General features: G+C 61.4%; 8 protein-coding genes and 1 tRNA gene. 6 read left to right on the forward strand and 3 right to left on the reverse strand.

Features of this window, described 5'->3' with window-relative positions; all coding sequences use genetic code 11:
* Positions 1-14: 14 nt before the first annotated feature.
* The 3 genes from AC5I5B_RS13675 to podJ form a co-directional block, all read right to left on the reverse strand.
* Entirely contained in the window at positions 15-842 is an 828-nt protein-coding gene (locus AC5I5B_RS13675; protein ID WP_060727028.1) for a TIGR02186 family protein, read from the reverse strand.
* Positions 839-1,765 carry a TSUP family transporter gene (locus AC5I5B_RS13680; RefSeq protein ID WP_111833721.1) on the reverse strand — a complete coding sequence of 309 codons (927 nt, stop codon included), beginning with the start codon at positions 1,763-1,765 and terminating at the stop codon, positions 839-841. Before AC5I5B_RS13680 ends, AC5I5B_RS13675 begins: the two co-directional genes overlap by 4 nt.
* Before the next feature lie 265 nt (positions 1,766-2,030).
* Entirely contained in the window at positions 2,031-5,780 is a 3,750-nt protein-coding gene (podJ, locus tag AC5I5B_RS13685; RefSeq protein ID WP_111833720.1) for a cell division protein PodJ, read from the reverse strand.
* A 377-nt stretch (positions 5,781-6,157) separates the two neighbouring features.
* Here podJ and AC5I5B_RS13690 point away from each other — a divergent pair, with 377 nt between their 5' ends.
* The 6 genes from AC5I5B_RS13690 (at position 6,158) to AC5I5B_RS13715 (ending at position 13,361) form a co-directional block, all read left to right on the forward strand.
* The gene (locus AC5I5B_RS13690) at positions 6,158-7,954 is read left to right on the forward strand and encodes an acyl-CoA dehydrogenase C-terminal domain-containing protein (protein ID WP_003503500.1); all 1,797 of its coding nucleotides are present in this window, start codon (positions 6,158-6,160) and stop codon (positions 7,952-7,954) included.
* A 37-nt stretch (positions 7,955-7,991) separates the two neighbouring features.
* Entirely contained in the window at positions 7,992-9,200 is a 1,209-nt protein-coding gene (locus AC5I5B_RS13695) for an acetyl-CoA C-acetyltransferase (RefSeq protein ID WP_060722877.1), read from the forward strand.
* Between the two features lie 256 nt (positions 9,201-9,456).
* Complete coding sequence (locus AC5I5B_RS13700) at positions 9,457-11,673, forward strand: 3-hydroxyacyl-CoA dehydrogenase NAD-binding domain-containing protein (RefSeq protein ID WP_060722879.1); 2,217 nt, start codon at positions 9,457-9,459, stop codon at positions 11,671-11,673.
* Between the two features lie 149 nt (positions 11,674-11,822).
* Entirely contained in the window at positions 11,823-12,254 is a 432-nt protein-coding gene (locus AC5I5B_RS13705; RefSeq protein WP_003503494.1) for a hypothetical protein, read from the forward strand.
* Between the two features lie 282 nt (positions 12,255-12,536).
* Positions 12,537-12,612 (forward strand) — tRNA-Phe (locus AC5I5B_RS13710).
* A 281-nt stretch (positions 12,613-12,893) separates the two neighbouring features.
* Positions 12,894-13,361 carry an alpha-ketoglutarate-dependent dioxygenase AlkB gene (locus AC5I5B_RS13715; protein ID WP_236775436.1) on the forward strand — a complete coding sequence of 156 codons (468 nt, stop codon included), beginning with the start codon at positions 12,894-12,896 and terminating at the stop codon, positions 13,359-13,361.
* Positions 13,362-13,366: the final 5 nt, after the last annotated feature.

The following is a 13,366-nucleotide window of genomic DNA, read 5'->3' on the forward strand; positions in this document are numbered from 1 at the left end:
GGAGGAAGAGCGGGTCAGTCCTTGCGGAAGATGATGCTGGCGCCCCAGCCGGTCACGACGGCGAGCAGAACGCAGAGCGCGCCATAGGCAAGCGGCGTCTGATGCGCCGCATCGGTGATCGCCTGCTCCATGCCGGTCTTGACGACGCGCAGTTTCAATTCGCGCTGGGCGATGAATTTGCCGCTCTTGAAGAGATAGGCGCGGGCGGTGTGCACGCCGTTCGGCACGTTGGCGGGCAGGCGAAGTGTCGCCCAGAACAGGCCGGTGCGTTCCAGCCTCACACCGGTCGTGTCGTTACGATAGATGCCGCTTGAAAGCTTGAGCCGACGGTAGGCCTCCTGAAAATCGAAGACATTGTCGGGCACGCCGGAAAACACCGCGCTTTTCAGCGACAGATGGTCGACACCCAGCCCCATGGCCCTGAGCGTGCCGGGCGAAGCGATGTCGCTGATATTGCGCGTGCTGGCCATGGAATAGGATTCCGGCAGCGGCGTGAAGGTGATGGCGCTGGTATTGATCCAGATGCCCGCCACACGCTCCTTCTTGCGCACGGTCATATAGTCGCTCGGCCCTTCCAGCGTCACGACGATATCATATTGCCCGATGGCGAGCAGCAGCTGATCGGTATTGTTGAGCGCGCCGAAAAGCGTGAAATCCGCCCCGCGAAAATCCGACGCGATGGGAATTTCCGTCGTCGATGCGCCGATTTCGATATTTTCCAGCAGAGACCGCTGCTGCGGACCGGGCGGCAGGGCAAGTGGCGGCGTCTGCGCCGAAGCAGTTTGCCCGAGGGCAAGACATGAGAGCAGGGCAAGGGCGGCAAGCAGCAAATGGCGGGTCAATAACCTAACCCCCCGACGGCCACCGAAAACAGGTCTTCCGGCCGCACCACCAGCGCTACGGCAAGGCGAAGGGCGACCGCAAGCACCAGCAGCGCCAGAAGCGCGCGCAACTGTTCGCCACGCAGTTTCTGCCCGACGCGCACACCATATTGCGCACCGATGACCCCCGCCACCATCAGGATGAAGGCCAGCACCACGTCGACGGAATAGTTGGTCGCGGCCTGAACCACGGTCGTATAGGCGGTGACGAAAATGATCTGGAACAGTGAGGTGCCGACGACCACGCTGGTCGGAATGCGCAACAGATAGATCATCGCCGGCACCATGATGAAGCCGCCGCCGACACCCATGATCGAGGTGAGGATGCCAATGCCGAAACCCAGCGTGACGATGGGAATGACGCTGAGATAGATCTTCGATTTCTTGAACCGCATTTTCAGCGGCAGGCGGTGAACCCAGTTGTGGTGGCCCGGCCGGCGCAGCGTCACGGCTTCATTGCGGGCGGCGCGGCGAAGCGCCGAAATGCTTTCCTTCAGCATCAGCACGCCAACGGTACCGAGCAGGATGACGTAGAGCAGCGAAACGATGAGATCGAGCTGGCCGATACTGCGCAGGAAGGAGAATATCCACACGCCGACCGTCGCACCCACAAGACCGCCCACAAGCAGCACGCCGCCGAGCTTCACGTCCAGCGTTCCGCGCCGGAAATGCGTGATCGAGCCTGACACGGAGGAAGCGACCACCTGGTTTGCGCCGGTCGCCACAGCCACCACGGGGGGAATATTGTAGAAAATCAGAAGCGGCGTGATCAGAAATCCGCCGCCCACGCCGAACATGCCGGAAAGAAAACCGACGGCCGCGCCCATGCCGAGAATGATGAAAATATTCACCGACAGTTCTGCGATCGGCAGATAGACAGTCACGGCTCGGACCTCGGGCAAATGGTTCCGGGCGGCAGGGCTTGTCCGGGTGAGGGGGCCGCGCCGCGATTTACACTTTCTGTCTGAAAAGACCGGGCATGCCCGACCTTCATCCGTCATGCCCGCGAGGGCCTGACCTGTCAACATTCAACGGTAAATACGTTGATAATTTGGAAAGATAGCGGTTGTACGTGGGCAGGCCGCCACATTCCTGCGCGGGGTCGCCCGGAAGCGGCCAAGGGGGGCCGCTTCGCCAGTTCCAGAACGCTTACTTGTTGCGGGCGAGAAGCGCGGTCACCAGTTCGTTGGTGATGCGCCCGTCGGGTGTCTGACCCACGGACTTCTGGAAGTCCCTGATGGCGGTTACGGTGTTCTTGCCAAGCTTGCCGTCGGGCTGGCCGGCGTCAAAACCGTTCTTGTTCAGGATCGCCTGAATGTTGCGGATCGCCTTTTCCATGTCCACGGAGGCGGTCTTCACACCCTCCTTGCCGGCCCATTCCTCGGGCGGGTTGACGCTGTTGGCGTCTTCCGAAAGCGGCTTGACCTTCCAGGCGTCCACCTTGGCCTTCGCACTCTGAAGCTGCTGCGGGTTCAGGGCCCCTGCCACTTCGTCGCGCTTCTGGGCGGCGTCCGCGTCACCGTCTCTGGCGGCGATGGCGAACCACTTGTAGGATTCTTCGATATCCTGCTTCACGCCGCTGCCGCGGGCGTAGAGAATGGCGAGGTTGAACTGGCTGTCGCGCACACCGAGGTCAGAGGCCTTGATGAACCATTGTGCGGCGGCGGCGAAATCCGGCTGACCGGCCGCGTCGGAGGCCTGCAGGACCGCGAGATTGTGCATCGCGCCGGCATTGCCCTGTTCGGCCGCCAGCGTGTAGTAGCGCTTGGCTTCGGCAAGGTTACGTTCGACGCCGTTCGCCTTCTCGTAAAGATTGGCAAGACGATATTGCGCGGGCGCAAGACCGCGATCAGCAGCCAGCTTGTACCACTTTGCCGCTTCCGCACGGTCGGCGGCAACGCCGCGGCCGTCGGTGTAGCGCGCTGCGATCTCGAACAGCGCCTGCGTATCGCCCTTGGCGGCGGCTTCGGCAAGCGATGCGGGCTCGATGCCAGCGGGAACCGCGATGGCGTCCTGGGCAGGAGCAACCGGGGCAGCGGTTTCGGCCGGTTTCGGAGCTTCGTTCTGCGCGACGGCGCCGGAATTTGCGGGATCCACAACGGGAACATCGGCAACCGGCGGCTCGTCCGGCAGCGGCGCACCGCCTATGGTGCGGTTATCGATGGTGTTTTGCGCCGGGGCGGTATTTTCGATGCTGTCGGCCGATGCCGACTGTTCCGGATCGATGGCGAGATCGGACGGAATGGTGACGGCCTTTTCGCCGGTGTCGGGAAGTGCTGAAACCGGGCCATTGTCCATCTTCTGCTCGATGACCGGCGCCGGGGCTTCCGCGCCGCCGATCAGCGTTTTGACGAGCGGCATGGCCATCATGGCAAGAAGAATGGCGCCGATGCCAAGCAGCAGCGGGCGGCGATAGCGGGAAAGTGCCGAGGTGTCGGCCTTGCGGCTCTTCTTGCCGGTTTCAAGCTTTTCCGGCGATGTTTCCATGGCGGCGGCCTGCGCTGCGCGGCGGGCGGCGGCGATGAAATCCGTCCGTCCTTCCGCATCCGCAGCCTTGCCGCTGGCGGCCACCTGGCTGGCGCGCACGCGTTCCAGGATTTTCTTGATATCGGGCGCACCCGAACCCGGCTCCAGAAGTTCGTTCTCCTGACCTGCGGGCAGCACATCGATCGGATCGAGCGAGGGAGCGGGCTCGACCTGGGTGCGGGTGGAGGAGGCGGATATGGGCTCTTCAGCTGTTTTGGCGGTCTTCGCCGTGCCAGTCTTGAAACGCTTCGTCAGGCCTGCAAGCAGGCTTTTCTTTTCCGCTTTTGCGGGCTTTGCGGCAGCAGGTGGTACGATCGTTGCCGCGTCGTTTTCGCGGGCGTCGTCGAGAATGGCCTGTTCTTCGGCAATATAGCCTTCCTCCGGGAAGATGGCGGCCGGCATGGGCGCTTCTTCGCGGGCGGGGGCGACCATCTGCTGCGCGACGTTGCGGGGAGCTTCGTTACGATAAGCGGGGGCGTTGTCGAGGCTGTCGAGCCGGCCGGCAATCTGCACCAGCGTTTCGTGCAGCGCTTCGAAGGTACGGTGCGTGCGCTCTTCGGTATTGCGGCTCAGCGCTTCGAGACTGCGCAGGTCGGTCGCAAGATCGGTCAGCATCGTCATGTCGGCGATGTTTGCGCCGGCCGAGAGATTGTTGCGGGTATAGGCATCCAGAACGGCTTCGGCAGCCTGCCGCGCCGCTTCGATGATATATTCATCGTTCGACGCCATGTAGTCTTCGATCGCCGCCATACGGGCGTCGAGTTCCGGCGACATGCCTGTCGCCTGCATCTGCACCGGCTGGCTGATCAGCGTGGAGAGATGGGCGATCTGGTTTTCGAGGCTGGCCAGCGCATGGCTGTCGGCGGGCGCGGCGTGGGCGGTCTCGTCCAGGCGGGCGGCAATATTGCCGAGCCGCTCTTCCAGACGCGAAAAGGCGCTTTCGCTGAGCCCGGATGCGGCCTGCGGCTGGCTGTAACGATAATCGAGGTCCTCGATCCGGCGCGACAGCGTGTCGAGCCGTTCGGCCAGACCGTCATTGACGACGCCGTGATCCAGCGCATCGATCTTACGGGAAATGTCGCTGAGGAAAGATGTCAGCTCCGCCTGCTGCGAGGGACGTTGCGAACGCTCCAGCAGCAGGGAGAGCTGGTCCAGCCGCTCGTGCAGCTGGGCGGCGTCGCGGGCGGTGCTGAGCTCATCGATCTTGCCGGCCAGCGCTTCAAGACGCGCGGTGAGATCGAGCGTCGGTTCCGGCTTTGCGGCGGCAAGGCGGTTGATGTCGCCGAGCTGTTCGGAAAGACCGTTCAGCCGGGTTTCCAGCCGCTGCGCCAGCGCATTGTCCGTTGCCTGCGCATTGGCGCGCGCGCCGGTGGCGGCAATGGCGCGGCTGATTTCATCCAGCCGCTGGTCGAGACCGGAAAACTGCTCGCTAAAGGCGGCCTCGTTCGGCTTCATATGCTTGCCGAGCTGCTCCACGGCGCTGGCAATCGCGATCAGCTTGTCTTCGAGCACGCGCACGGCCGGATTGTTGCTCATGCCGCCAAGCTGAGTCTTGATGTCATCAAGACGATAGGCGAGCGAAACGATCTCATCCTGCAGCGCGCCGGCGTCGAAACCGCGCAGCGTGTCTTCCACATTGTTCCAGCGGCTTTCGATCCGGTGCACGCTGTCTTCGCGCGCAAGCTGGTCGATCGTCAGGCGCAGGTCTTCGAATTCGTTGCGCAGCCCGTAGGCGTCAGGCGATGCCAGATTGCCGAGCTGGTCTATGCTGCCGGCCAGCCGTGCGATGTCGTCGCGCAGGTCGCCAATGAACTGCTGGTCTTCCGCGACTGCGCGAATATTGCGGATTTCGGCGCGCAGGCCCTGCGCTTCGCGCGCAACGCCTTCGGCAATATCGTGCTTCAGCTCATGCCGCAGATTGACGAGCGCCTGCGCAATCTCCTGCAGTGCCGCGTCGTTGCGCTGCGGTTCCTGATAGGACGGGATGGAACGTGCACGCGGGGCGGGAGCGGCGGCGGTCTGCTGCGTGTCCCTCGGACGGTATTCCGGCGCAAGCGGTCTGGTAATCGTCCGTTCCGGGCGGGCGGCGGGTTCCTGCGGGCGCTGGAAGCTTGCTTCGAGGAGGCGCTGGCGCTGGCGGATTTCGTTCACGGGGTCGAGCTGCGGCGGGGTAACGCTGGCGCGTGGCTCGCGGGGCGCGGCATAAGCTTCGGTTTTGGGCTCGACCTGAGCGTTCGCACCCCGAGGGTCGCGCGGGAACTTCTGGCTCATCAACCCTTCGATACGGGCTTCAAGGCCTTCAATGGTGCGATTGAGAGCATCAAGAGACGATCTGTCGCTTGGCTGTTGGTTTTTCGATCGCAATCCGTTCATCTTTTCGCTCGCTTCGCTTCCGCCCGCCGTGCCCGGTTATCTGTCGCGACGTTGCCTGCCTGAACACGCCGTCGCCGCAACATGCAGCAATTCCAGAGCCGGTATTTGCCCCCGTTGAGGAAAATGCGCCGGAGTACGAAGCAGTTACCTCTTTCGGGAGAATTCACGAAACGTGGTAAAGAAGTGGTTAACTATGGTTGGAATTTTTTAACTTTTGTGGCGCGTGAGAGCCATGAGCAGCGCCGGCCATCCATTCCGCGGAAAAGGGGAGGCGATATTCCGCCGAAATTTGTTTGACGTTTACGCGCACGTCAAATATTGTCATCCCATATCGGCCGGATTATCGCCGGCGCCCACGATGCGGAGGAACATCGGTAATGCCTGTTTACAAGGCCCCAGTTAAAGACACGCTTTTTATCCTGAACGACGTTCTCGGCCTGGAGCGGTATAACAACCTGCCCGGCTTTGAGGATGCAACCCCCGACATGATCGAGGCGATCACCGGCGAGGCCGCAAAGCTTGCCGAGGAGCGGCTTTTCCCGCTCAACCTTTCCGGCGACAGCCAAGGCTGCAAGCGCGCCGATGACGGTTCGGTCTCCGTGCCCGATGGTTTCAAGGACGCTTATGACGCCTATTGTGAAGGCGGCTGGATCGGCCTTGCCGTTCCGCCGGAGTTCGGCGGGCAGGGCCTGCCCTATACGCTGCATGCAGCTATCGGCGAATATATGTCGTCGGCCAACCTGTCGCTGATGATGTATCCGGGCCTCACGCAGGGTGCGATTGCCGCCGTTCTCGTGCATGGCACGCAGGAGCAGAAGGAAACCTATCTGCCGAAGATGGTCGAAGGCTCCTGGTCCGGCACCATGAACCTCACAGAACCCCATTGCGGCACCGATCTCGGCCTGCTGCGCACCAAGGCGGTTCCGCAGGGCGACGGCAGCTATAAGATTTCCGGCCAGAAGATCTTCATCTCCGCCGGCGAACATTCCATGACTGACAATATCGTCCATCTGGTGATTGCCCGCATCGAAGGTGCGCCGGAAGGCACCAAGGGCATTTCGCTCTTCATCGTGCCGAAATTCCTCGTGAAGGAAGACGGCACGCTTGGCGAGCGTAACGGCGTCACTTGCGGCGCAATCGAACACAAGATGGGCATCCACGGCAACGCCACCTGCGTCATGAACTATGATGACGCGACGGGTTATCTGCTGGGCGCGGAGAACAAGGGCCTTTCGGCCATGTTCGTGATGATGAACGAGGCCCGCCTCGGCGTCGGCTTGCAGGGTCTCTCCGTTGGTGAAATCGCCTATCAGAACGCGGTCGAATATGCCCGTGAACGTATTCAGGGCCGCTCGCTTTCCGGCGCCAAGTTCCCGGACAAGAAGGCCGATCCGATCATCGTGCATCCCGATATCCGCCGCACGCTGATGACCATCAAGGCTTACAACGAGGCCGGCCGCGCTTTCCTTCTGTGGACCGCGCTGCAATCCGATATCGCCCACCGCGCCGCTGACGAAAAGCAGCGGCAGGCGGCAGACGATCTGCTTGGCCTCGTTACGCCGATCCTCAAGGGTGTGCTGACCGACAAGGGCTTTGACCATGCTGTCATGGCGCAGCAGGTCTTCGGTGGTCACGGCTACATCGAGGAACATGGCATGAGTCAATATGTCCGCGATGCCCGTATCACCATGATCTATGAGGGCGCCAACGGCATTCAGGCGCTCGATCTGGTGGGCCGCAAGCTCGGCATGAATGGCGGCCGTGCCGTGATGGCGCTCTTCAAGGAAATCGGCGATTTCTGCGAGGAAAACCGCGCCGACGAAAAGCTTGCCCTTTACACCAAGGGTCTGAAGAAGGGTTTGAACGACCTGCAGGCCGCAACCATGTGGTTCATGCAGAACGCCATGGCCAAGCCCGACAATGCCGGTGCCGGTTCGACCGACTACATGCACCTCTTCGGCATCGTGGTGCTGGGTTACATGCAGGCGCGCATGGCGAAAGCCGCGAGCGAAGCGCTTGCGGCCGGCAGCGCTTCGGACGAGGATTACCTCAAGACCAAGCTTGTCACGGCGAAGTTTTATATGGAGCGCATCATGCCGGAAACGGCGCTGCGCAAGGCCCGCATCGAAACCGGCGCGGACACCATGATGGAACTGGCTGCGGAAGCATTCTGAGAAGGTTGGCGGTAAACACGCCGCAGGGAGAGAGTTTATGACCGACGTTTATATCTACGACCATGTCCGCACCCCGCGCGGACGCGGCAAGAAGGATGGCAGCCTGCATGAGGTGCCCTCCGTTCGCCTTGCTGCCAAGACACTGGAAGCCATCCGCGACCGCAATGGGCTCGACACCTCTGCTGTCGACGACATCATCATGGGCTGCGTCGATCCTGTCATGGATGCCGGCGCGGTGATCCCGAAAGCCGCCGCCTTCGAGGCCGGTTATTCCAACAGGGCGCCGGGCATGCAAATCTCGCGCTTCTGCGCCTCGGGTCTTGATGCCATCAACTTCGCGGCCGGCAAGGTCAAGGCGGGATCGGACGATATCGTCATCGCCGGCGGCGTGGAAAGCATGTCGCGCGTCGGCATGGGCATGTCGGGCGGTGCCTGGTACATGGACCCTTCGGTCAATTTCCCGGCCTTCTTCATGCCGCAGGGCGTTTCGGCCGATCTCATCGCCACAAAGTATGGTTTCTCTCGTGACGATGTCGATGCCTATGCCGTCGAGAGCCAGAGGCGTGCGGCGCATGCCTGGGAAAAGGGCTATTTCAACAAATCAGTCATTCCGGTGAAGGACTCAAACGGTCTGACGATCCTCGACCGCGACGAGCATATGCGCCCCGGCACGGACATGCAGGCGCTGGCTTCCCTCAACCCCTCCTTCCAGATGCCGGGTGAAATGGGCGGCTTCGAAGCCGTCGGTATCATGGCGCATCCGGAAGTGGAGCGGATCAACTACGTCCATCACGCCGGCAATTCATCTGGTATCGTCGATGGCGCGGCGGCTGTGCTGGTTGGCTCCAGGGCTGGCGGCGAGGCGATGGGCGTAAAGCCGCGCGCCCGCATCAAGGCTTTCGCCAATATCGGCTCCGATCCGGCGCTGATGCTGACCGGCCCGGTGGATGTAACCGAAAAGCTCCTGAAAAAGACCGGCATGAAGCTTGCCGATATCGATCTTTTCGAGCTCAACGAAGCCTTCGCTGCCGTCGTGCTGCGTTACATGCAGGCTTTCGATATCGACCACGAGCGGATGAACGTCAATGGCGGCGCAATCGCCATGGGCCATCCGCTGGGTGCAACAGGTGCGATGATCCTCGGCACTGTGCTGGATGAGCTGGAGCGGCGCGATCTGAACACCGCGCTCGTCACGCTCTGCATCGGCGCGGGCATGGGCACGGCGACGGTTATCGAGCGCGTTTGAGAGGCTGGTTATGAGGCGCGAGGTTTACGAGCGACCCAAGAACGAGATCGAACAGCAGCTGGCTCGGCAGAATCTGGAAAAGGACATGGCACAGGATCATAGGGCGTCCATCCGTCCTGTTTCTCCCGTCCACGTCCGGCGGCTCCGGGCAGAGCGTTGGGGTTTGATCGTGTTTCTCGTTCTTGTGGCCGGTTGTGTCGGCCTCGCAATCGGACTGTCGTAACCGCAGGGAAATTTGAGGGAAGAGGAATCCCAAATGAGCACTTATACCAATTTCACCATCGAGACGGACGCAGACGGCATTGCCCTCGTTACCTGGGACATGCCGGAAAAATCCATGAACGTCTTCACCTCTGAAGTGATGGACGAGCTGAACGCCATTGTTGACGCCACCGTCGCCGACAGCGCCGTCAAGGGCGTGGTTTTCACGTCAGGCAAGAGCACCTTTTCCGGCGGCGCCGATCTTTCGATGATCAAGTCGATGTTCTCCTTCTATAATGACGAGAAGGCGAAGAACCCGGATCAGGCGGCGGCAAAGCTGTTCGAACTCGTCGGCCGCATGACGGGCCTGTTCCGCAAGATCGAGACCAATGGCAAGCCCTGGGTTTCAGCCATCAACGGCACCTGCATGGGCGGCGCTTTCGAACTCTCGCTCGCCTGCCACGGCCGCGTGGCCTCCAGCGCCAAGAGCCTCAAGATCGCCCTGCCGGAAGTCAAGGTCGGCATCTTCCCCGGTGCCGGCGGCACCCAGCGCGTGCCGCGCCTGACGGATGCGCAATCGGCACTGCAGATGATGACGACGGGCCAGTCGCTGACCGGCGCGCGCGCCAAGGCCATGGGGCTGGTGCATCAGGTGGTCGAGCCGGATCAGCTGGTCGCCACCGCAAAGCAGATGATCAAGGACGGCCTGAAGCCGGTCGCACCCTGGGATGAAAAGGGCTTCAAGGCCCCTGGCGGCGGCATCTGGACGCCTGCCGCAGCCCAGCTGTGGCCTGCCGCTCCCGCCATCCTGCGTCGTGAAAGCGCCGGCAACTATCCGGCCGCGCTTGCCATCCTCAAATGTGTCTATGAAGGCCTGCAATTGCCCTTCGATACGGCGCTTAAGGTGGAGCAGCGTTATTTCACCGAAATCCTTCGCTCGAAGGAAGCCTTCGGCATGATCCGCTCGCTGTTCATTTCCATGCAGGAACTGGGCAAGGGCGCGCGCCGCCCGGCCGGCCAGCCGAAGACGGAGTTCAAGAAGGTGGGCGTCGTCGGCGCGGGCTTCATGGGCGCAGCTGTCGCTTATGTTACCGCCGCAGCCGGCATCCCCGTCACGCTGGTCGATCGCGATCAGGAAGCGGCGGACAAGGGCAAGGGCCATTGCGAGGAAAGCGTCAAGGCGGCCATCGGCAAGGGCAGGCTGACGCAGGATGAGGGCAAGGCCCTGCTCGACCTCGTTACTCCGACGGCGGATTACAAGGCGCTCGCCGATGCCGATCTCGTCATCGAGGCTGTCTTCGAAGACCGCGACGTGAAGAAGGCCGTCATCGAGGCCGTGGAAGCCGTGTTGCCCCAAGGCGCGATCTTCGCCTCCAACACCTCCACTTTGCCGATCACCGGGCTTGCGAAGAACTCGAAGCGCCCGACCGATTTCATCGGCATTCACTTCTTCTCGCCGGTCGAGAAGATGATGCTGACGGAAGTGATCCTCGGCAAGGAAACCGGTGACAAGGCGCTGGCCGTCGCGCTCGATTACGTGGCGAAGATCAGGAAGACGCCGATCGTCGTCAACGATACGCGCGGCTTCTTCGTCAATCGCTGCGTGCTGCGCTACATGGCCGAAAGCTACGACATGCTGATCGAAGGCGTACCCGCCGCCATGATTGAAAATGCCGCGAAATTCGCCGGTATGCCGGTCGGCCCGCTGGCGCTGAATGACGAGGTGGCGATCGATCTTTCCTACAAGATCCTCAAAGCCACCGTCGCCGATCTCGGCGAAAAGGCCGTCGATCCGCGCCATATGGAGCTGGTGAAGAAACTGGTGGAAGGCGAGGGCCGTTTTGGCCGCAAGAACGCCAAGGGCTTTTACGACTACCCGCCAAAGCCCGCCAAGAAGTCCCTCTGGCCCGGCCTGAAAAATCTTTATCCGCAACAGAAGCCGGAGGATGTGGATATGGAAGTGCTGAAACAGCGCTTCCTCGTCACGGTGGCTCTGGAAGCCGCCCGCACGGTGGAAGAAGGCATCGTCACCGATCCGCGTGAGGCCGATGTCGGCTCCATCCTCGGTTTCGGCTTTGCGCCTTACACCGGCGGTGCGCTGTCTTACATCGACGGTATGGGCGTGAAGACCTTCGTGGCGCTGGCCGAAAAGCTCAGCGAGGCCTATGGCCCACGCTTCAAGCCGACGCCGCTCCTGAAGGAGATGGCCGCCAAGGGCGAAACCTTCTACGGTCGTTTCGATCCTTACGCCAGCGCCGCCAAGGCGGCGTAAGGTTTCCGGAGAGATTACTGAACAGGCCCTTCGGGGCCTGTTTTATTATGCCGCTTTCCGTGCATCCTTTGCCCGGCTGAGGCGTTGAAAGGGCGTGACCGGGCGAAAGACGCCCGCCGCCGCAATTCAGCACGCCTCAGGAGACAGCGATGAAAGCACCACTGCGATCCCACGGTTTCGACAAGCCATCCGACCTTGACGACGAACTGGCCGAACTGGACGAAGAGGCCGAGGCTGTGGCCGCCGAAGCAAAGGTGGCAAAACCCGCAGCGAGGAGAACGCGTGCCGCCAATATCATCGACCCGGCGCTACGCGCCGAACTGGACGAGCTTCGCAAACAGGTCGACAAGATCCGCCGCGATGTCAAACGGCTGGAGGCGGCCCAACATTCCCGTCACAGACCCGCACAGCCCCACCATGAGCGCGACCGCGAGAATTCCCGACTGATGACGGTGGTGCGCTCCGTCGCCGTCACCTCGCTTGCCAGCCGCATCTTCGCGTCTTCGCCCGTCATGGCGGCGCTGGTGGCCGTGGTGCCTTTCGCGCTTGGCCTTGCCGCGCGGCGCAGTGAAGGGGCATAGCCGCCCCACGCTGTGCCCTCTCGTAACCTTGCGACCCTTTCCGAACGCGTCCGCCCGTCGAACGCCGATCAGGCCCGGCTGATGGCGGAGAGTGGATTTCCAGCCAGGATCCGGCCTCTGCCGGACACGCATTCCAGCCATCCACAGCCGCCGTGAAAAAACTGTCAAAAAACTTCGCTATGGCGCTTGCCATGTCCGAACAAGATGTTATAACCCCGCTCACTTTCGGGGCACCAAACGGCCCCGCCCGCCAAAAGCGGAGGTTCTTCAAGGACCTGAAGTGCCCGGATAGCTCAGTTGGTAGAGCAGCGGATTGAAAATCCGCGTGTCGGTGGTTCAAATCCGCCTCCGGGCACCATTTCTCTCAAATCAATTATCTAGTGAATTGGTTATGTGGTGGCTTCCCATTCATAAAGCGGGGTCTTCCGGTCATTCGCTCTCCCTATCATATGCTTTTGATAGCTCCGATGTAGCCATCTGCCGAGCTTGTTTATTTCAAGTCGATGGAGGGCGCACGCAAATGAATCATGTCGGTGCATCCCCTTTGCCGCCAGGCGTCATGTATTTCGACGCCTTCGTCTCCCCCGAGAGGAAGCCACCCTCGCAGCCATATTGGATAACGGTGCTTGGAGCACTGAGTTGAAGCGCCGTGTGCAGCATTTCGGTTATCGCTACGACTATAAAGCGCGCACTGTTACCCCAGATGCCTATCTCGGGCCATTGCCACAGTGGCTCGGTATCTTCGCTGAGCGATTGGTTACGGAAGGATATTGCCGAAATTTGCCGGACCAGGTGATTGCGAACGAGTATCTTCCGGGCCAGGGCATCAGCGCACACATCGACTGTGTTCCCTGTTTTGACGATACAATCGTGTCGATAAGCCTTCTATCCGCATGTGAGATGGTTTTCCGCGATGTGCGCGGACCAGCCGCGTGCGGTGTTTTGCTTCAACCTCGCTCCGGCGTCTTGCTGAGAGATTCCGGTCGCTACGGCTGGACCTATGAAATTCCGGCTCGCAAATCGGATATCGTGAATGGAGTTAGGACAGACCGAAGCAGAAGATTTTCCCTCACTTTTCGCAAGGTCATCGCTCCGAAACGGTCTTGATCTGG

Source organism: Agrobacterium sp. (assembly GCF_059499945.1).

Excerpts from the sequence above, each read along its gene's own strand:
- podJ (WP_111833720.1), bottom strand. The coding sequence starts at position 5,780 with ATGAACGGATTGCGATCGAAAAACCAACAGCCAAGCGACAGATCGTCT.
- AC5I5B_RS13690 (WP_003503500.1), top strand. The coding sequence starts at position 6,158 with ATGCCTGTTTACAAGGCCCCAGTTAAAGACACGCTTTTTATCCTGAAC.
- AC5I5B_RS13695 (WP_060722877.1), top strand. The coding sequence starts at position 7,992 with ATGACCGACGTTTATATCTACGACCATGTCCGCACCCCGCGCGGACGC.
- AC5I5B_RS13700 (WP_060722879.1), top strand. The coding sequence starts at position 9,457 with ATGAGCACTTATACCAATTTCACCATCGAGACGGACGCAGACGGCATT.
- AC5I5B_RS13705 (WP_003503494.1), top strand. The coding sequence starts at position 11,823 with ATGAAAGCACCACTGCGATCCCACGGTTTCGACAAGCCATCCGACCTT.